The organism is Thermomonas aquatica, from assembly GCF_006337105.1.
GTDB classification, from domain to species: Bacteria; Pseudomonadota; Gammaproteobacteria; order Xanthomonadales; family Xanthomonadaceae; genus Thermomonas; species Thermomonas aquatica.
The window spans coordinates 309,488-329,874 of sequence record NZ_CP040871.1 but is presented as its reverse complement, the minus strand read 5'-3'; the positions used below and the strand labels follow the sequence as shown (position 1 = coordinate 329,874).

Below are 20,387 nucleotides of genomic sequence, written 5' to 3'. Positions count from 1 at the left end.
TGGATCGGCTCAGTACGGCAGCGGGTCCGCCAGCGACGCGCCATTGCTGGCGATCACCTTCGAATACCACAGCGCGCTGTCCTTGGGCGTGCGCTGCTGGGTCACGTAGTTCACGTGGATCATGCCGAAGCGCTTGGAATAGCCCAGCGACCATTCCAGGTTGTCGAGCAGCGACCACAGCATGTAGCCGCGCACGTCCACGCCTTGCCGGATCGCATCGTGGATCGCGCTGAGGTGCTTGCGCAGGTAATCCATGCGCAGCGGATCCTTGATCCGGCGGTTGCCGTCGTCATCGACCATCGCCGCCGGCGGATCGAAGAACGCCGCGCCGTTCTCGGTGATGTACAGCGGCAGGTCGCCGTAGGTGTTCTTGAACCACAGCAGCAGGTCGGTGAGGCCCTGCGGGAACACTTCCCAGCCGGTCTCGGTATAGGTGCCCAGCGGTTGCCGCACGACGCCCGTGTTGAGCGGGTAACTCTCCGCGGCCTTGGTGACGCTGCGGGTGTAGTAGTTGATGCCGACGAAATCGAGTTTCTGCCTGATCAGGTCGTAGTCCGCAGCCGGCCACTCCGGCCAGGCATCGCCGAAGATGTCCTTCAGCTCCGGCGGGTAGTGGCCGAGCAGGGCGGGGTGCAGGTACTGCTCATTCATGTACGCATGCGCGCGGCGCACCGCGGCGGCGTCTTCGGTCGATTCCGTAGCCGGGTACTTCGGCTCGATGTTCACCACCAGGCCGATCTCGTGCTTGCCGATCTCGCGATACGCCTTCACCGCCGCGCCGTGCGCGCGCATCAGGTTGTGCGAGGCGATCGGCGCTTCGTACTTGCTGCGATGGCCGGGCGCCAGCACGCCGTGCAGGTAGCCGCCGTCGGTGACCACCCACGGTTCGTTGAGCGTGACCCACTTCTTCACCCGGCCGTCGAGCGCGCGATACAGCACGCGGGCGTAGTCGGCGAACCAGTCGGCGATCTCGGGGTTGAGCCAACCGCCGCGGTCGTCCAGCGCCGCCGGCAGGTCCCAGTGGTACAGCGTGAGCAGGGGCTCGATGCCGTTGGCCAGCAATTCGTCGACCAGGTTCGAATAGAAGTCGATGCCGGCCTGGTTCACCCGACCGGTGCCCTCCGGCAGGATCCGCGACCACGACACGCTGAAGCGATAGGCCTTCAGGCCCAGCTGCTTCATCAGCGCCACGTCCTCCTTCCAGCGGTGGTAGTGGTCGCAGGCGACGTCGCCGGTATCGCCGTTGAGCATCATCCCCGGCGTGTGCGCGAAACGGGTCCAGATGCTCGGCCCGGCGCCGTCGGCCAGCGGCGAACCCTCGATCTGGTGCGCCGCGGTGGCGGCACCCCACAGGAAGCCTTCGGGGAAGTTGGGCGCGGTCATCGCTGCTGGGCTCCTGGACCGGGACTTGCCGGCGGGTCATGAAAACGGTTACATGGGCAGAATAACTGGGTCGTGGCCGGTTTGCATCCGTCCCCGATCTCCGCAAGCGGCAGGAGCAGGCGAATGGCCGAAGTGGTGCTGGATCGGGTGCGCAAGGTCTATCCGCAGGGCGGGCATGTCGCCATCGAGGAGGCCAGCTTCAGCATCGCCGATGGCGAGCGGCTGGTGCTGGTCGGGCCCTCCGGCTGCGGCAAGTCGACCCTGTTGCGGATGATCGCCGGCCTCGAGCCGATCACCTCCGGCGAACTGCGCATCGGCGGCCGGGTGGTGAACGAGCTGCCGCCGAAGGAACGCGACATCGCGATGGTGTTCCAGAGCTATGCGCTGTATCCGCACATGAGCGTGGCGCGCAACCTCGGCTTCGCGCTGGAACTGCGCGGCATGGCCAGGGACGAGATCGCGCGCCGCGTGCGCGAGGCGGCGGATGTGCTGGAACTCGGCAGCCTGCTGGAGCGCAAGCCTGCGCAACTGTCGGGCGGGCAGCGCCAGCGCGTCGCGCTGGGCCGGGCGATGGTGCGGCAGCCGCAGGTCTTCCTGCTCGACGAACCGCTGTCCAACCTCGATGCCAAGCTGCGCGCCGGCATGCGCGCCGAGATCGCCCGCCTGCACGCGCGCCTCGGCACCACCATGGTCTACGTCACCCACGACCAGATCGAGGCGATGACCCTGGGCCAGCGGATCGTGGTGCTGAAGGACGGCAGGATCCAGCAGGTCGACACGCCGATGGCCCTGTACGAACGCCCGGCCAACCTGTTCGTCGCCACCTTCCTCGGCAGCCCGGCGATGAACGTGGTGCATGGCCGCCTGCAGCGCCGCGACGGCTTGCTGCTGGAGGCGGGCGAGGGCGGGCAGCTGCGCCTGGACGGGGCCTCGGTTCCCGATGGGTGGCTGGACCGCGACATCGCGCTGGGCATCCGCCCCGAACATTTGTTGCCGGTCGTGGCAGGCGCCGCAGCGATGTCGCCGCGGGTGGAAACGGTGGAGCCCGTCGGCAGCGAAGTCTTCGTCAACTTGCGTCTGGGCGAGACCCCCTTGGTCGCGCGCCTGCCACCGGAGCAGATCCCCCGCGAAGGCGATGCCCTGCCGTTGGCCCTGCGTGCGGATCGACTGCATTTCTTCGATCCCGCCAGCGGCCAGCGATTGGCCGCCTAGCCCGGCTATACTCGCCTGTCGGGCGGTGTATTCCGTCCATCTTCCTCTATATTAATCAATAATCTAGAGGACTAAATTAATCTGATTCCTGTGATGCGGCACGTGCATGGCGCGCGGGCCGCGGGGTTGCAACACGCATGCGTCTGTCCACCATCAAGCTGTCCGGCTTCAAGTCCTTCGTCGATCCGACCACCCTGCACCTGCCGACCAACATGACCGGCGTGGTCGGTCCGAACGGCTGCGGCAAGTCCAACATCATCGACGCCATCCGCTGGGTGATGGGCGAATCCGCCGCCAGCCGCCTGCGCGGCGATTCGCTGACCGACGTGATCTTCTCCGGCAGCTCGGCGCGCAAGCCGGTCAGCCAGGCGATGGTGGAGCTGGTGTTCGACAACAGCGACCACGCGATCACCGGCGAATACGCGGCCTTCAACGAGATCTCGGTCAAGCGCACGGTCAGCCGCGACGGCCAGAGCGCGTACTACCTCAACGGCGGCAAGTGCCGCCGCCGCGACATCACCGATCTGTTCCTCGGCACCGGCCTCGGCCCGCGCAGCTACTCGATCATCGAGCAGGGCATGATCTCGCAGGTCATCGACGCCAAGCCGGAAGAGCTGCGCGTCTACCTGGAGGAAGCCGCCGGCATCTCCAAGTACAAGGAGCGCCGCAAGGAAACCGAGACCCGCATCCGCCACACCCGCGAGAACCTGGACCGCCTCAACGACCTGCGCGAGGAAGTCGGCAAGCAGCTGCAGCACCTCGCGCGGCAGGCCAAGCAGGCCGAGCAGTACACCGCGATCCAGGCCGAGCGGCGCATCAAGGATGCCGAATGGAAGGCGCTGGAATTCCGCGCGCTCGACGGCAAATTGCAGCGCCTGCGCGAGAAGCTGGCCAGCGAGGAAACCCGCCTCGAGCAGCTGATCGCCGAGCAGCGCGAAGCCGAGCGCGAACTGGAAACCGGCCGCGTCCGCCGCGAAACCGCCAGCGACGCGCTCAACGCCGCGCAGGCCGCGGTCTACCAGGTCGGCAGCACACTGGCCCGGGTCGAGCAGCAGATCGCCCACCAGCAGGAACTGTCCGCCCGCCTGCAGCGCGCCCGCGAGGAAGCGCAGAGCGCGCTGGCCGAACTCGGCACGCACATCAGCGGCGACCAGCAGAAGCTCGACGTGCTGCGCGCATCGGTGGCCGAGGCCGAACCGAAGCTCGAACAGCTCCAGGCCGAGGATGGCGCACGCCAGAACGCGTGGCGCGATGCCGAGACCCGACTGGCCGACTGGCAGCAACGCTGGGATGCGCACAGCAAGGCCTCGGCCGAAGCCGCGCGCGCCGGCGACGTCGAACGCACCCGCATCGAACACCTGGACCGGCAGATCCTCGATGCCGACCGTCGTCGCGAACAGCTGACGCTCGAACGCGCCGCGCTGGACGTGGTCGCGCTGGCCGACGCCTTCGAAGCCCTGCAACTCCAGCACGAAGAACAGAAGACCTCGTTGGACACGCTCGGCGACGAAGTCGAACGCCGCAAGCAGTCGCTGGCGTCGCTGCAGGAACAGCAGCGCGGCCAGCAGTCCGAACTCGCCGAACTGCGCAAGCAGGCGCAGGCCGCGCGTGGTCGCCTGTCTTCGCTGGAAACCCTGCAGCACGCGGCGCTCGGGCAGGAGCAGGGCGCGGCCACGCAGTGGTTGCAGGCGCAGGGCCTGGACAGCGCCGCCCGCGTCGGCGAGCGCATCAGCGTCGAAGCCGGTTGGGAAAACGCGGTGGAAGCCGCGCTGGGTCAGTTGATCGAAGCCGTCATCGTGGATGCGCCGGAACAACTGGTCGATGCGCTGGGCGAACTCGGCGAAGGCCGCTTGGCGCTGGTCTCGGCCGAGGCGGGCGACGAGCAGTACGCCGCGACCTCGCTGGCATCGAAGGTGCAGGGCCCGCGCGCGATCCGTCGCCTGCTGGCGCGCCTGCACGCCGCCGATTCGCTGGCCGATGCGCGCAGCCTGCAGGCGCGCTTGGGCGATGGCGAATCGGTGATCACCCGCGCCGGCGAACGCCTCGGCGAAGGCTGGGTGCGGGTGGCGCGCTCGGGCGCGGCCAAGCAGGGCGCGTTGTTGCGCGAAAAGGAAATCCAGTCGCTGCGCGCCGACATCGACGCGCACGTGGCGCGCGAACGCGAACTGGAAAGCGGCCTGAGCAGGCTGCGCGACCAGATGCTGGCGGCAGAGCAGCAGCGCGAGGACGCGCAGCGTGCGCTGTACCTCGCGCATCGCGGCGTCTCGGAACTGGCCGGCCAACTGCAGAGCCAGCAAGGCAAGCTGGACTCCGCCCGCAACCGCATCGAACGCATCGACGCCGACCTGTCCCAACTCGCGGCCACCCTGGAAAGCGGGCAGGACCAGGCACGCGAGGCGCGGCAACGGGTGGAGGATGCGATCGCCGCGATGGGCGACCTCGAAACCGAACGGCAGGCGCTGGACAGCGAGCGCCGCAGCCTCACCGAAGCCCGCGACAATGCCCGCAACATCGCCCGCGAGTCGCGCGATACCGCGCATGCGCTGGCGCTGACGGTGGAGTCGCAGCGCGCACAGATCGTCGCGCTGGCGCAGGCGCTGGACCGCATGGGCGGGCAGCGCGGGCAGCTGGACACGCGCCTGGGCGACCTGGCCGCGCAGCTCGCCGACGGCGACGCACCGGTCAAGGCGCTGGAAGACGAACGCCAGCTCGCCTTGAGCGAGCGCGTGCGCACCGAGCGCGAACTGGCCGCGGCGCGCTCCGCGCTGGAAGGCGTCGACAACGAGCTGCGCACCTACGAACAGGTACGCCAGCAACGCGATGCGCAGTCGCTGCAGCAGCGCGAGGCCATCGGCCAGCGCAAGCTGGACCAGCAGGCGCTGGCGCTGAAGGCGGAGCAGTTCTCGTCCGCCGTCGCCGAGGCCGGCTTCGCGATGGACGATGTCATCAATACGCTGGCCGAGGACGCCGATGCCTCGGCGTGGGAACGCGCGGTGGCCGATTTCGACGCGAAATTGCGGCGCCTGGAGCCGGTCAACCTCGCGGCGATCGCGGAACATGCCGAAGCCGCGCAGCGCAAGGAATACCTGGACGCACAGGACGCCGACCTCACCTCCGCGCTGGAAACGCTGGAAGAGGCGATTCGCAAGATCGACAAGGAAACCCGCGGCCGCTTCAAGGACACCTTCGACCGGGTCAATGCCGGCGTGCAGGAGCTGTATCCGCGCCTGTTCGGCGGCGGCCATGCGTATCTCGAACTCACCGGCGATGACCTGCTCGATACCGGGGTGACGATCCTGGCGCGCCCGCCCGGCAAGCGCGTGTCCAACATCTCGTTGCTGTCCGGCGGCGAGAAGGCGATGACGGCGGTGGCGCTGGTGTTCGCGATCTTCCGCCTCAATCCCGCGCCGTTCTGCCTGCTGGACGAAGTGGACGCGCCGCTGGACGAAGCCAACGTCGGCCGCTTCACCGCGATGGTCAGCGAGATGAGCGAGCAGGTACAGTTCCTGTTCGTGACCCACAACAAGGCGACCATGGAAGCCGCGCAGCAGCTGTCCGGCGTGACCATGCGCGAACCGGGCGTGTCGCGCCTGGTCTCGGTCGACCTGGCCGAGGCCGCGCGCCTGGCCGGCGCCGCATAAACGAACCAAGGAGGCGGTCTGATGTCGGACACCATGCTGTTGCGGATCGGGATCGCGGTGGCGCTGTCGCTGCTGTTCGGCGCGATCATCTTCTTCGGCCGCGGCCGCAAGTCCGGGCAAGGCCGCCGCGTGCAGCGCGAGCCATCGGTCGGCGCCGACGGGCGGGTGGAACCTTCGTTGGGCGAGCAGCTGGCGGGCAGCTGGGGCGAAGCGCCCGCGCAGCAGGAAGAACTCGAACTCGACGGCAGCCCGGCGCAAAGCGAACTCGGCAAGCGCGTCTCCGACCAGTTCGACCGCATCGTCTCGCTGTACGTCGCCGCCAAGGCCGGCAACAAGCTGCGCGGGCAGGACATCGTGGTTGCGGCGGAAAAGGCCGGCCTGACCTTCGGCCACATGGACGTGTTCCACCGCCTGGTCGACGGCAAGCCCGAACTCGGGCCGATCTTCAGCGTCGCCAACATCATCAAGCCCGGCAGTTTCGAGATGTCGCGGATCGCCGAGATCGAAACCCCGGCGATCGCCTTCTTCCTGACCCTGCCGGCGCCGGTCGCCGCGCTGGACGCATGGGAAACGATGGAGCCTGCGGCGCAGCGCATGGCCGACCTGCTGGACGGCGTGGTGCTGGACGAGGAGCGCAACGCGCTCGGCCGCCAGCGCATCCAGCACATCCGCGACGAACTGCGCGCCTACGACCGCCAGCATGCGGCGCCGCCGCTGAGCAAGCCGACGCGTTGGTAATCCCGTTCCCCTCGCGGAGGGGTTGGGGCGAAGGGCGGAGCAGGCGACAATCGCGGCCATGACCGACATCGCCGCCCGCATCGCCGATCTCCGCCGACGCATCGAGGACGCCAACCGGCGCTACCACGAGCTGGACGATCCGGACCTCACCGATGCGCAATACGACGCATTGGTGCGCGAACTGGAAGCGCTGGAACGCGCGCACCCGCAACTGGCCGCGGCCGATTCGCCCACGCGCAAGGTCGGCGCGGCGCCGTCCGGCCGCTTCGCCGCGGTCGAACATGCAGTGCCGATGCTGTCGCTGGGCAATGCCTTCAGCGATGAGGAAGTGGCCGACTTCGTCCGCCGCATCCGCGAACGGCTGGATCGCGAGGACCTGGCGTTTTCCGCCGAGCCCAAGCTCGATGGCCTGGCGATCAGCCTGCGCTACGAACAAGGCGTGTTCGTGCAGGGCGCGACGCGTGGCGACGGCGCCACCGGCGAGGACGTCACCGCCAACCTGCGCACGATCAAGGTGATTCCGCAGCGGCTCGCGGGCGAGGGCTGGCCACGCGTGCTCGAAGTGCGCGGCGAGGTTTACATGGCGCGCGCCGACTTCGAACGCTGGAACGAACACGCACGCCTGCACGGCGGCAAGGTGCTGGCGAATCCGCGCAACGGCGCCGCCGGTTCGCTGCGGCAGATCGACGCGCAACAGACCGCGCAACGGCCGCTGAGCTTCTTCGCCTACGGCATCGGCCAGGTGGAGGGCGGGGCGCTGCCGGCCACGCATTCGGCCACGCTCGCGAAGTTGCGCGACTGGGGCTTTCCGGTGAGCGACCTGGCCACCGTCGTGCACGGACTGGACGGCTTGCTGGAGTATTACCACCGCATCGGCGTAGCCCGCGACGGCCTGGCCTTCGACATCGACGGCGTGGTCTACAAGCTGGACGACATCGCCGGCCAGCGCGAGATGGGTTTCGTCTCGCGCGCGCCGCGCTGGGCCATCGCCCACAAGTTCCCGGCGCAGGAACAGGCCACGGTGCTGGAATCCATCGAGGTCAACGTCGGCCGCACCGGCGCGGTCACGCCGTGGGCGCTGATGCGGCCGGTGCACGTGGGCGGCGTCACCGTCACCCGCGCCACCCTGCACAACGCCGACCACGTGGCCCGGCTCGACGTGCGCGCGGGCGACACGGTGATCGTGCGCCGCGCCGGCGACGTGATCCCGGAAGTGGTGCAGGTGGTGCTGGAACAGCGCCCGCCGGGCACGCAGCCGTGGTCGATGCCGACGACGTGCCCGGTCTGCGGGTCGGAAGTCGTGCGCGAGGAAGGCGCGGCGGTGTGGCGCTGCTCGGGCGAATTGAGCTGCCCGGCGCAGCTGGTGCAATCGGTGTTCCATTTCGCCTCGCGGCGCGCGATGGACATCGACGGGCTGGGCGAGCGCTACATCGAATCGCTGGCCGAGTTCGGCTACCTGCGCGACGTGTCCGACCTGTACGGCCTCGGCCTCGACGATTTGCTGGAAATGAAGCGCCGCGCGGACGAGCGCGACGGCTCCACCCCGGAGACGGTGAAAGCCGGCAAGGTGGCGACCAAGTGGGCGGACAACCTGATCGCCGCGATCGACGCCAGCCGCGACACCACGCTGGCGCGCTTCCTGTACGCGCTCGGCATCGAGCATGTCGGCGAAAGCACGGCCAAGGCGTTGGCGCAGTGGATCGGCGACCTCGCGCTGATCCGCCGCCTGCCGTGGCCGTTGTTCAAGCGGGTGCCCGACATCGGCGGCGAGGTGGCGCGCTCGCTCGGGCACTTCCTCGACCAGCCGGGCAACCAGCAGGTCATCGACCGCTTGCTGGAACGCGGCGTGCGCATCGGCGACACGCATGCGCCGAATCCGAAGCTCGGCGAAGCGTTGGATTTCGCCACGCTACTGGCCGATCTTGAAATCCCCAAAGTCACCCCGGTGCGCGCCGCGCAGCTCGGCGCCACCTTCGCCGATGCGCGAGCCTTGCTCGATGCGCCCGCACACAACCTGATGACGGCTGGCCTGCCGGCCGACAGTGCCAGTGCCGTGGTCGCCTGGCTGGAGAACGAGGCCAATGCCGGCCTGCTGTTGCGCTGCGCGCAGGCGCAGACGGAACTGCGCGCGCGCTTGCCCGAGCGCAGCGAACAGGCCGCGGGCCCGCTGGACGGCAAGACCGTGGTGCTGACCGGCGGGCTGGCGGCGATGAGCCGCGACGAGGCCGGTGCGAAACTGGAAGCGCTCGGCGCGAAGGTTGCCGGCAGCGTGTCGAAGAAGACGTCGCTGGTGGTCGCCGGCGAAGCCGCCGGCAGCAAATTGGCGAAGGCGCAGGAACTCGGCATCGAGATCTGGGACGAAGCCGCACTGCTTGCGTTCCTGGCCGAACACGCATGACGCGGTTCAAGCCCGGCACGGGATGGCGCGACGACATCGATCCGGATGCGACGTGGATGCCGTCCGCATCGCGCGATGCGATCCGCCTGCGCGCCTGGGTCAACCGCCTGGTCCGCGAGTTCTTCCACGCCCGCGACGTGCTAGAAGTGGAAACGCCGGTCATGTCATTGGCCGGCAATACCGATCCCAACATCGCCTCGTTCTCGCTGGAATTCTCCGGCCGCACCGATGGTGCGCCGCGCACGCGCTGGCTGCGCACCTCGCCGGAGTTCGCGCTGAAGCGCCTGCTCGCGGCCGGCGCCGGCGATTGCTACGAACTTGGCCGGGTGTTCCGCGACGGCGAGGCCGGCGGTCGCCACAACCCGGAATTCACCATGCTGGAGTGGTACCGGGTCGGCTGGGACCATCTCCAGCTGATCGACGAAACCGCGGAACTGGTGCGCGCGGCGCTGTCGCTGGTCGGCCGCGATGACGCTGTGCGCGTGCTGCGCTATCGCGACCTGTATCGCGATGGGTTGGGCATCGACCCGTTCACCGCCGGCAACGATGAGCTGCGCGCCGCACTCGGCGACATCCAGATCGATCCCGCCGGCCTGGTCCGCGACGACTGGCTCGACCTGCTGATGACCCATCGCCTGCAGCCGGCGTTTTCGCCCGACGAGTTGCTGGCGATCATCGACTATCCGGCCTCGCAATGCGCCTTGGCCAAGCTGCGCGACGATGGCGATGGACATGCCGTCGCCGAACGTTTCGAGCTGTATCTCGGCCCCATCGAATTGGCCAACGGCTACCACGAGTTGCTGGATGCAGCGGAACAGGGCGCGCGTTTCGCGCGCGACGGCGATGTGCGCCGCGGCAGGAACGACAGCGTGCCGCCGACGGATACCCGCCTGCTGGCCGCGTTGGCGGCGGGGATGCCGGCCTGTGCCGGGGTGGCCCTGGGGATCGACCGGCTGCTGATGGCGATGCTCGGCACGCCACGCATCGCTGACGTGCTCGCCTTCGATTTCGCCCGCGCCTGAACCGCGCTTCGCCGTTTCCTGAATGCGTGGTATCCGTATTGGCGCGAGGCTGCCGATTTTTTCCTTGCGTTAATGCTCCGGGCCTAGAGTATCGGCACGAGGTCGGCCCATTGCGGGCCGAGGGAGAGGAGCCAAGATCATGCGTGCCTTCATTGCCACTGCTTTCGCCGTGCTTGCCACGTCCGCCGCAGCGCCAGCCGCTGCCCAGTATTACGGCAACGACTATGGCTATGGCGGCGATGTCATCCGCTGCGAATCCAACGATGGCCGTACCCGCGAATGCCAGACCGGCGGCGGCCGGGTGGTGCTGGAACGCCAGCATTCCCGGACCGCCTGCATCGAGGGCCGCACTTGGGGCTATGCCCGCGACGGGATCTGGGTCTCCGACGGTTGCCGCGCCGATTTCAGGGTGACCGGCTACGGCGGTTACGACGGTGGCTACAACGACGGCTACTACGGCAACCAGGGCTACGGCAACGGCTACGGTTCGACCGTCCGCTGCGAGTCCAACGACGGCCGCACCCGGCGTTGCTCGATCGATGGCCGCGGGCGCGTGCAGTTGTCGCGCCAGCTGTCGCGCACGGCCTGCATCGAGGGCCGCACCTGGGGTTCCGACCGCGGCGGCGTATGGGTTTCGCAGGGTTGCCGCGGCGAATTCACGATGAGCCGTGGCTACGGTGGCGGCTACGGCGGCGGCTGGAACAATTCCGGTTACGGCTATGGCGGGCAGACCTTCCGCTGCGAATCGAACGACGGCCGCACCCGCGAATGCGCCGCCAATACCCGCGCCGGCGTGCAGCTGGTGCGCCAGCTGTCGCGTTCGGCCTGCATCCAGGGCCGTACCTGGGGCTATGGGCGCAACGGCATCTGGGTGTCGGATGGCTGCCGCGCGGAATTCCGCACGTACTGAGCACCCGCAGCGAACGACGACCGGCGCCCGAGTGGCGCCGGTTTCGTCTGCGGGACATGCGATGGTCGATAATGCCGGCATGGATACCCGCCTCGATTTCGACCGTTACGACCATGTCCGCCCGATCCGCTGGACCGGCGATGCGCTGCAATTGCTGGACCAGCGCAACCTGCCGTTCGCGGTGGAATACGTGGCCTGCCGCAGCAGCGACGAGGTCGCCGCGGCGATCCATGCGCTGACCGTGCGCGGCGCACCGGCGATCGGCATCGCCGCGGCCTGGGGCGTGGTACTGGCGGCGCGGACGATCGATGCGCTCGACGGTGCCGAAGCCGCGCGCAAGCTGGAGCCGGCGATGCAGCGGCTCAATGCCGCGCGCCCGACCGCGGTGAACCTGGCCTGGGCGCTGGCGCGCATGCGCCGCGCGTTGGCCGACGCCGGCCCCGACTGGCGCGAGCGCATCGAACGCGAGGCGCGCGCCATCGAAACCGAAGACCTGGCCGCCAATCGCCATATGGGCGCCTTGGGTGCGAACCTGATCGCCCCCGGCAGCGGCGTGCTGACCCATTGCAATACCGGTTCGCTGGCCACCGCCGGCTTCGGCACCGCGCTGGGCGTGATCCGCGCCGGCGTGGCGGCGGAACGCATCGCCCGCGTGTTCGCCGGCGAGACCCGCCCGTGGAACCAGGGCGCGCGCCTGACCGTGTGGGAGCTGCAGCAGGACGGCATCGACGCCACCCTGATCGCCGACGCCGCCGCCTCGCACCTGATGCAGTCGGGGCAGGTGCAGTGGGTGGTGGTCGGCGCCGACCGCATCTGCGCCAACGGCGACACCGCCAACAAGATCGGCACCTACCAGCTCGCCATCGCGGCCAAGCACCACGGGCTGAAGTTCATGGTGGTGGCGCCGTCGTCCACGGTGGACATGGACACGGCCAGCGGCGACCTGATCGAGATCGAGGAACGCGATGCCGCCGAGCTGCTCGCGTTCCGCGGCGAACGCACGGTGGCCGAAGGCGTGCACGCCTGGAACCCGGTGTTCGACGTCACTCCGCACGCGCTGATCGATGCCATCGTGACCGAAAAGGGCGTGGTCGAGCGCCCCGATGCGGCGCGCATGCGGGCGGCGTTCCCGGGCTGACCCCGGATCGCGCAGGCGGCCATCACGGGCGTTCGCGCAGCGACATTCCCGGGCGCATGGCGAATGCCTGCGATGGCCGGTTCGATGGGCGCGAAAAACAGCGCCTAAGTGCTTGTTTCCTCGTCTGAATCGGCGGTGCGGAAACGCGCCGGAAATGCTACGATTTCACGTTGCTGGAACCCCTTCGAAATGCCCGCCGCGATGAGCCTCGCGCAGGCCGTTCGCGGGCATCGAATTCTCGAAAAACACGCCGCATCGACATGGACACCTGATGGCAGACCTCGCCAAGGAAATCATCCCCGTCAACCTGGAAGACGAGATGCGCCGCAGCTACCTCGATTACGCGATGAGCGTGATCGTGGGGCGCGCGCTACCGGATGTCCGCGATGGCCTGAAGCCGGTGCACCGGCGCGTGCTGTACGCGATGAACGAGCTGGGCGCGCACAGCAACAAGCCGTACTACAAGTCCGCGCGCATCGTCGGCGACGTGATCGGCAAGTACCACCCGCACGGCGACCAGTCGGTGTACGACACCCTGGTGCGCATGGCGCAGCCGTTCTCGCTGCGCTACCTGCTGGTGGACGGGCAGGGCAACTTCGGTTCGGTCGATGGCGACTCCGCCGCGGCGATGCGTTACACCGAAGCGCGCATGTCGCGCCTCACCCATGAGCTGATGGCCGACATCGACAAGGAAACCGTCGATTTCCAGCCGAACTACGACGAGAAGGAACTGGAGCCGACGGTCATGCCGACCCGGTTCCCGAACCTGCTGGTGAACGGTTCGGCCGGCATCGCGGTGGGCATGGCCACCAACATCCCGCCGCACAACATGGGCGAGGTGGTGAACGCGCTGCTGGCGCTGATCGACGATCCGTCGATCGACATCGACGGCCTGATGGAACACATCCCCGGCCCGGATTTCCCCACCGCCGGCATCATCAACGGCGTTGGCGGCATCCACCTCGCCTACCGCACCGGCCGCGGCCGCGTGCGCATGCGCGCGCGCGCCGAGATCGAAGTGGCCGACAACGGCCGCGAGGCGATCGCGGTCACCGAGATCCCGTACCAGGTCAACAAGGCGCGGCTGATCGAGAAGATCGCCGAGCTGGTCAAGGAAAAGAAGCTCGAGGGCATCAGCGAGCTGCGCGACGAGTCCGACAAGGACGGCATGCGCATCTACATCGAGGTCAAGCGCGGCGAATCCGCCGAGGTCGTGCTCAACAACCTCTACGCGCAGACCCAGATGGAGTCGGTGTTCGGCATCAACATGGTGGCGCTGGTCGATGGCCGCCCGAAGCTGCTGAACCTGAAGGAGATCCTCGAGGCCTTCGTCCGCCACCGCCGCGAGGTGGTGACGCGCAGGACCATCTTCGAACTGCGCAAGGCGCGCAACCGCGCGCACATCCTGGAAGGCCTGACCGTCGCGCTGGCCAACATCGACGAGATGATCGAACTGATCAAGACCTCGGCGAACCCGAACGAGGCGCGCGAACGCATGCTGGCGCGCACCTGGGAAGCCGGGCTGGTCGGCGCGCTGCTGGCGGCGTCGGGTGCCGATGCCTCGCGTCCGGAAGACCTGCCGCAGGGCGTGGGCCTGATCGACGGCCGCTACCAGCTCACCGAAACCCAGGCCCAGCAGATCCTGGAAATGCGCCTGCACCGCCTGACCGGGCTGGAGCAGGACAAGCTGACCGAGGAATACAAGGCGCTGCTGGAGGAAATCCGCGGCCTGATCCGCATCCTCGAGGAACCGGACGTGCTGCTCGACGTGATCCGCGACGAGCTGCGCAACGTCAAGGCGGAATTCGGCGATGCGCGCCGCAGCGAGATCCGCGCCTCGGAAGAAGACCTCGACATCCTCGACCTGATCGCGCCGGAGGACGTGGTGGTGACGCTGTCGCACGCCGGTTACGCCAAGCGCCAGCCGGCCACCGCCTATCGCGCGCAGAAGCGCGGCGGCAAGGGCCGCAACGCGGCTTCGACCAAGGACGAGGATTTCATCGACCAGTTGTGGCTGGTGAACACCCACGACACCCTGTTGACCTTCACCAGCGCCGGCCGCGTGTTCTGGCTGCCGGTGCACCAGTTGCCGGATGCCGGCCCGAACGCGCGCGGCCGCCCGATCATCAACTGGATCCCGCTGACCGAGGGCGAGAAGGTGCAGGCGGTGCTGCCGGTGCGCGAGTACGCGGACGGCAAGTACGTGTTCTTCGCCACCGGCAACGGCACGGTGAAGAAGACCGCGCTGACCGAATTCGCCTATCGCTTGGCGCGCGGCAAGATCGCGATCAACCTGGACGAGGGCGATGCGCTGGTCGGCGCGGCGCTGACCGACGGCGAATGCGACATCATGCTGTTCGCCAGCAACGGCAAGGCGGTGCGCTTCGACGAAGGCAGCGTGCGTGCGATGGGCCGCACCGCCACCGGCGTGCGCGGCATGAAGCTGGCCGAGGGCGAAGCCGTGCGCAGCCTGATCGTGATCGATGGCGAGGGCGACATCCTCACCGCCAGCGAACGCGGCTTCGGCAAGCGCACCGGCGTGGCCGAGTTCCCGAAGAAGGGCCGCGGCACCCAGGGCGTGATCGCGCTGAAGACCACGGAACGCAACGGCCAGCTGGTCGGCGCGATCCAGCTGTCCGACCACCACGACGTGCTGCTGATCTCCGACGGCGGCACCCTGGTGCGCACCCCGGCGGCGGACATCGCCCAGGTCGGGCGCAATACCCAGGGCGTGACCCTGATGCGCCTGGCCGCCGATGAAACCCTGCAGGCGATCGAGCGTCTCGACGCCTCGCTGGACGGGGATGGCGAGGCCGGCGCCGATTCCGTCGACGCCATCCAAGCCGCGCCGCCGCCGGCCTGACGGCAAAACCGGCGCAACGGCAAAAGCCCGGCTGAATGCCGGGCTTTTCGTTTGCGCAGGAGCCGGCCGATTCCCGGTCCGTAGCGCGTCCTATACTCGAAACCACCTGGCCTGGATGGATCCGACATGGGATTGCGCGGGGAATCGACTGGGCGCCTGCTGCGCCGTGCATTGGCGCTGTTGCTGCTGGCCGCGCTGGCGGCGGGATTGCCCGCCTGCAAGCGCAATCCGTCCGGGCAGCTGCCGGCCGCCAGCGGCGAGGCGATCAAGGGCAAGCGCGAGGCGGTCAAGGGCTTCGCCCTGGTGCGCGCGTATCCGGATCAGGGGCGCGACGACCTGGCCATCGCGGTGGAGTTCTCGCGACCGCTGGTCGGCACCCAGGAATTCGACAAGCTGCTGACCTTCGCCGAACGCGTGGGCGAGGGCAGCAGCTGGACGCTGTCCGACGACGGCAAGATCCTGCGCTACCCGCACGTGCCGGCCAACAGCACGGTCACCCTGCGCGTCTCCGGCGCGCTGGTCGCGGCGGACGGCAGCAAGCTCGGCCGCGACCAGGAACTGAAGGTGTTCACCGGCGAGCTGGAACCGGCGGTCGGCTTCGCCTCGCAGGGCAGCGTGCTGCCGGCGAAGGAATCGCGCGGCCTGCCGGTGGTCTCGGTCAACGTGGCCGAGGTCGACGTCGAGTTCCTGCGCGTGCGCGACGCCTCGCTGCCCAGGTTCTTCGCCGAATACCAGCGCGGCGGGCGCCGCGGCAGCTGGGAGCTGGATCCCTCCTGGTACGACAAGGACGATCCGGACAGCCGCCCGCCGATCTCGAAGCTGGCCGAGCCGGTGTACGTCAACCGCTTCGTGCTGGGCGGCGAACGCAACGAACGCGTGCTGACCTACCTGCCGATCGGCGAGATCGCCGAGCTGCAGCAGCCGGGCCTGTATTTCGCGGTGATGAAGAAGGCCGGCGCGTTCAAGGACGAATACGACACCGCGTTCTTCAGCGTCAGCGACATCGGCCTGCACGTGCGCGCGTACAAGGACAAGCTGTTCGTCCACACCGCCTCGCTGGAGGACGGCGGCGCGCTGGCCGGCGTCGACCTGCGGGTGCTGGATGCGCGCGGCGAGCCGGTGTTCAAGGCCGCCACCGACGGCAACGGCAATGCGCTGCTGGACTACACGCTGGACGCGGCGCACGTGCTGACCGCGGCGCGCGGCAAGGACGTGTCGATGCTGCCGTTCAACCAGCCGGCGCTGGACCTGTCCGAATTCGCGGTGAGCGGGCGCGAGCAGGCCTGGTTCGACGTGTTCGCCTGGTCCGGGCGCGACCTCTACCGTCCCGGCGAAACCGTGCGCGTCTCCGCGCTGCTGCGCGACTTCGACGGCAAGCCGGTGACGGCCAGGGATGGCAAGTCGCAGTCGCTGTTCGTGCGGCTGAAGCAGCCGGACGGCAAGATCTTCGTCGAATCGCGGATCCAGCCCGAAGCATCGGGCTACTTCCGCTTCGAGAAGCAGATCCCGCAGGAAGCGCCGACCGGCCGCTGGCAGGTCGAGTTCCGCACCGACCCGGCCAGCAAGGACGCGGTGCAGGGCATGACCCTGCGCATCGAGGAATTCCTGCCCGAGCGCATGAAGCTCGACCTCGACAGCGACGATGCGGTGTTGCGCACCGGCCAGCCGTTCCGCCTGCAGGCGGAGGGCGCCTACCTGTACGGCGCGCCGGCAGCGGGCAACCGCTTCACGGCCAGGCTCGCGGTGATGGTCGACCAGCATCCGCTGGCGCAGGCCAAGGGCTGGTTCTTCGGCGATCCCACGGTCGAACTGCCGAAGGAGGCGAAGGATGCCGTCGACGCGGCGCTCGATGCGCAGGGCGAGCTGCGCCAGGACATCGCGTTGCCGAAGGAAGTGAAGGGCAATACCCCGGTGAAGGCGGTGGTGTCCGGCAGCCTGTACGAATCCGGCGGGCGCAGCGTCAACCGCAGCGTGGAGCGCGTGCTGTGGCCGGCCGATGCCCTGGTCGGCGTGCACCCGCTGTTCGACGACACCGACGGCGCGGACGCCAACGCGAACGCGCGCTTCGAGCTGATGCGCTTCGGCAGCGATGGCCAGCCGCGCCCGGCGAAAGGCCTGAAAATCAGCCTGGTGCGCGAGCATCGCGACTACCATTGGACGCACGACGACGACAGCGGCTGGGACTACGACTTCACCCGCCGCTTCCAGACCGTGGAAACGCGTGCCATCGACGTCGGCACCACTGCCGTGCGCTTCGATTTCCCGGTGGAATGGGGCGACTACCGCATCGAGGTGTTCGATCCGGCGACCAGGCTGACCATGCGCTATCCGTTCCGCGCCGGCTGGGGCTGGGACGACCAGAACCGCGGGCTCGATGCGCGCCCGGACAAGGTCAAGCTGGCGCTGGACAAGACCGCCTATCGCGCCGGCGACACGCTGAAGGCCACCCTGACCCCGCCGCACGCGGGCAAGGGCCTGGTGATGGTGGAAAGCGACCGCATGCTGTTCGTGCAGGCGGTGGACGCCAAGCCCGGCACGGTGGTCGAAATCCCGGTGACCAAGGACTGGGAGCGCCACGACGTGTACGTGACCGCGCTGGTGTTCCGCGGCGGCAGCGCGACCAGCAAGATCACCCCGGCGCGCGCGGTCGGCGAGGCCTGGGTGCCGATGGACCGTCGCGACCGCCGCGTCGCCGTCGGCCTGTCGGTGAAGAAGCAGGTGCGGCCGGAACAGCCGCTGCAGGTCACGCTCAGCGCGCCGCAACTCGCCGGCAAGCGCGCGTTCGCGACGGTGTCGGCGGTGGACGTCGGCATCCTCAACATCACCCGGTTCCCGGTGCCGGACGCGAACGCGCATTTCTTCGCCCAGCGCCGCCTGGGCGTGGACGCCTACGACATCTACGGCCGGGTGATCGAAAGCTTCGACGGCGGCACCGCCAAGCTGCGCTTCGGCGGCGACATGGCGCTGGCCGCGCTGCCGCAGGCGCGGCGGCCGACCGCGCGGGTGCAGACCGTGGACCTGTTCGCCGGGCCGGTGCAACTGGACGCGAAGGGCAATGCGCGCGTCGCGCTCGCCGTGCCGGACTTCAACGGCACGCTGCGGGTGTCGGCGCTGGTGTACTCCGACACCCAATACGGCAATCGCGACGCGGAAACCGTGGTGCGCGCGCCGATCGTGGCCGAAGCCAGCATGCCGCGGGTGATGGCGCCCGGCGACCGCAGCACCGTCAGCCTGGACATCACCAACTTCACCGGCAAGGCCGGCAGCTTCAAGGTGCGGGTGGATGGCATCGGGCCGGTCTCCATCGGCGACAGCGACCGCGCCACCACCCTGGCCAGCGAGGCCAAGTCCACGCTCAGCTTCCCGCTGGCGGCCGGCGAGGGCTACCGCGTGGCGCAGGTGCGGGTGCGGGTGGACGGCAACGGCTTCAAGGTCGACCGCAAGTACGACCTGCCGGTGCGGCCGGCGTGGCCGGCGGTGGTGCGCGCGCGCAGCCAGGTGCTGGGCGAGGGCGGCACGGCGACCCTGGACGCGGGATTCGCCGATGGCCTCATGCCGGGTTCGGTGCGCGCGCGGATGATGGTCAGCGCGCTGCCGCCGATCCCCTTCGCCGCGGCCCTGCAGGGGGCGCTGGACTATCCCTACGGCTGCGCCGAGCAGACCACCAGCAAGGGCTATGCCGCGCTGGAGCTGGATGCCGCGACGGCGAAGCAGTTCGGGGTTTCCGGGCTGGATGCCGAGAAGCGGCGCGCGCGCATGGACGGCGCGTTCGGGCGGCTGGCGTCGATGCAGGTGGCCACCGGCCATTTCTCGATGTGGGGCAGCGACGACTACGTGGATCCCGCGCTGACCCCGTACATCGTCGAGTTCCTGCTGGATGCGCGCGAGGGCGGTTTCGCGATCCCCGACGCGGTGCTGCAGAAGGCCTTGCAGCGGCTCAGCGAGGACCTGCTGGCCGGCGGCCACGAGTTCTACGGCCGCGACCATCGCGAGCACCTCAAGTTCGCCTACCAGGCGCACGCCGGCTACGTGCTGGCGCGGGTCAATCGCGCGCCGCTGGGCACCCTGCGCGCGCTGTACGACAACGAGCGCAAGCGCAGCCTGACCGCCTTGCCGCTGGTGCACCTGGGCCTGGCGCTGGCGATGCAGGGCGACGAGGCGCGCGGCGAGAAGGCGATCGCCGAAGGCTTCGCGTTCAAGGGCGACCGCCCCGGCTACCTCGGCGGCTACGACAGCCCGTTGCGCGACGATGCGCTGATGCTGGCGCTGACCCACGAGCGCGGCTATGCCAAGCCGGCCTACGACGCGCGCGTGCTTGACATCGGCCGCGAACTCGATGCGCGCAGGAAGGCGCCGTGGTTCTGGCTGAGCACGCAGGAGCAGATCGCGCTGGCCAGGCTGGGCAAGGCGCTGTCGGCGGACAACGCCAAGCTTGTTGCGGGCACGTTGCAGGCGGGCGGGGGGGAGGAAGCGATCGCCGCGACGAAGGCCTTCGGCCGCGATTTCGACTACGCCGCGCTCGGCGGCGGCGTGCGCTTCGTGCCGCAAGGCAAGCCGCCGTTCTACGCCAGCCTGGACGTGGCCGGCGTGCCGCGCAGCGCGCCGCCGGAGGACGCCAGCGTGATCAAGGTCGAGCGCGCGCTGTACGGCACCGATGGCAAGCCGTGGACGCCGCGGGCGCTGAAGGAAGGCGAGGCGCTGATCGTGCGCGTCACCGTCACCGCCGACCGCGACATGCCGGATGCATTGCTGACCGACCTGCTGCCGGCGGGCCTGGAGATCGAGAACTTCAACCTGGGCGACGGCAAGCAGTGGGCCGACGTGGTGGTCGACGGCATCAACATCGCCGAACGCGGCGGCGAGGCCGAGATCCGCCACGAGGAATTCCGCGACGACCGCTACGTGGCCGCGCTGAAACTGGAGGCGGGCGGCAAGGCGCGGGTGTTCTACCTGGTGCGCGCGGTGACGCCGGGCAGCTACACCGCACCGCCGCCGCTGGTGGAGGACATGTACCGCCCGATGCTGCGCGGCGTCGGCAAGTCGGTGCCGGCCAGCATCACGGTGGTGCAGCCCTGATCGCGC

General features: G+C 69.0%; 10 protein-coding genes. 9 read left to right on the top strand and 1 reads right to left on the bottom strand.

The window, feature by feature from the left end; genetic code table 11:
* Positions 1-9 precede the first annotated feature (9 nt).
* Complete coding sequence (locus tag FHQ07_RS01520; RefSeq protein WP_139715021.1) at positions 10-1,383, bottom strand: GH1 family beta-glucosidase; 1,374 nt, start codon at positions 1,381-1,383, stop codon at positions 10-12.
* Positions 1,384-1,506: 123 nt separating this feature from the next.
* Here FHQ07_RS01520 and FHQ07_RS01515 point away from each other — a divergent pair, with 123 nt between their 5' ends.
* The 9 genes from FHQ07_RS01515 to FHQ07_RS01475 all read left to right on the top strand — a co-directional run bounded on the left by FHQ07_RS01515 (position 1,507) and on the right by FHQ07_RS01475 (position 20,381).
* On the top strand, positions 1,507-2,595 hold the full coding sequence (locus FHQ07_RS01515) for an ABC transporter ATP-binding protein (protein ID WP_139715020.1): 1,089 nt from the start codon (positions 1,507-1,509) through the stop codon (positions 2,593-2,595).
* Between the two features lie 137 nt (positions 2,596-2,732).
* Positions 2,733-6,236 carry a chromosome segregation protein SMC gene (gene smc / locus FHQ07_RS01510; protein ID WP_139715019.1) on the top strand — a complete coding sequence of 1,168 codons (3,504 nt, stop codon included), beginning with the start codon at positions 2,733-2,735 and terminating at the stop codon, positions 6,234-6,236.
* A 21-nt stretch (positions 6,237-6,257) separates the two neighbouring features.
* The gene (gene zipA, locus FHQ07_RS01505) at positions 6,258-6,974 is read left to right on the top strand and encodes a cell division protein ZipA (RefSeq protein ID WP_139715018.1); all 717 of its coding nucleotides are present in this window, start codon (positions 6,258-6,260) and stop codon (positions 6,972-6,974) included.
* Between the two features lie 58 nt (positions 6,975-7,032).
* Positions 7,033-9,372, top strand: a complete 2,340-nt coding sequence (ligA, locus tag FHQ07_RS01500; RefSeq protein ID WP_139715017.1) for an NAD-dependent DNA ligase LigA — start codon at positions 7,033-7,035, stop codon at positions 9,370-9,372.
* A 56-nt stretch (positions 9,373-9,428) separates the two neighbouring features.
* A complete protein-coding gene (gene epmA, locus FHQ07_RS01495; RefSeq protein ID WP_139717818.1) occupies positions 9,429-10,394 on the top strand; it encodes an EF-P lysine aminoacylase EpmA in 966 nt (321 codons plus the stop codon).
* Positions 10,395-10,533: 139 nt separating this feature from the next.
* Positions 10,534-11,304: a DUF3011 domain-containing protein gene (locus FHQ07_RS01490; protein ID WP_139715016.1), complete on the top strand. Its 771-nt coding sequence runs from the start codon at positions 10,534-10,536 to the stop codon at positions 11,302-11,304.
* A 79-nt stretch (positions 11,305-11,383) separates the two neighbouring features.
* Positions 11,384-12,442: an S-methyl-5-thioribose-1-phosphate isomerase gene (gene mtnA, locus FHQ07_RS01485; RefSeq protein WP_168191431.1), complete on the top strand. Its 1,059-nt coding sequence runs from the start codon at positions 11,384-11,386 to the stop codon at positions 12,440-12,442.
* Between the two features lie 271 nt (positions 12,443-12,713).
* Positions 12,714-15,305: a DNA gyrase subunit A gene (gene gyrA, locus FHQ07_RS01480; RefSeq protein ID WP_139715014.1), complete on the top strand. Its 2,592-nt coding sequence runs from the start codon at positions 12,714-12,716 to the stop codon at positions 15,303-15,305.
* A 126-nt stretch (positions 15,306-15,431) separates the two neighbouring features.
* Positions 15,432-20,381 carry an alpha-2-macroglobulin family protein gene (locus tag FHQ07_RS01475; RefSeq protein WP_139715013.1) on the top strand — a complete coding sequence of 1,650 codons (4,950 nt, stop codon included), beginning with the start codon at positions 15,432-15,434 and terminating at the stop codon, positions 20,379-20,381.
* Positions 20,382-20,387 lie beyond the last annotated feature (6 nt).

What these genes read in the sequence shown, in the direction of transcription:
- FHQ07_RS01520 (WP_139715021.1), bottom strand. Translation starts at nt 1,383, where the DNA reads ATGACCGCGCCCAACTTCCCCGAAGGCTTCCTGTGGGGTGCCGCCACC.
- FHQ07_RS01515 (WP_139715020.1), top strand. Translation starts at nt 1,507, where the DNA reads ATGGCCGAAGTGGTGCTGGATCGGGTGCGCAAGGTCTATCCGCAGGGC.
- smc (WP_139715019.1), top strand. Translation starts at nt 2,733, where the DNA reads ATGCGTCTGTCCACCATCAAGCTGTCCGGCTTCAAGTCCTTCGTCGAT.
- zipA (WP_139715018.1), top strand. Translation starts at nt 6,258, where the DNA reads ATGTCGGACACCATGCTGTTGCGGATCGGGATCGCGGTGGCGCTGTCG.
- ligA (WP_139715017.1), top strand. Translation starts at nt 7,033, where the DNA reads ATGACCGACATCGCCGCCCGCATCGCCGATCTCCGCCGACGCATCGAG.
- epmA (WP_139717818.1), top strand. Translation starts at nt 9,429, where the DNA reads ATGCCGTCCGCATCGCGCGATGCGATCCGCCTGCGCGCCTGGGTCAAC.
- FHQ07_RS01490 (WP_139715016.1), top strand. Translation starts at nt 10,534, where the DNA reads ATGCGTGCCTTCATTGCCACTGCTTTCGCCGTGCTTGCCACGTCCGCC.
- mtnA (WP_168191431.1), top strand. Translation starts at nt 11,384, where the DNA reads ATGGATACCCGCCTCGATTTCGACCGTTACGACCATGTCCGCCCGATC.
- gyrA (WP_139715014.1), top strand. Translation starts at nt 12,714, where the DNA reads ATGGCAGACCTCGCCAAGGAAATCATCCCCGTCAACCTGGAAGACGAG.
- FHQ07_RS01475 (WP_139715013.1), top strand. Translation starts at nt 15,432, where the DNA reads ATGGGATTGCGCGGGGAATCGACTGGGCGCCTGCTGCGCCGTGCATTG.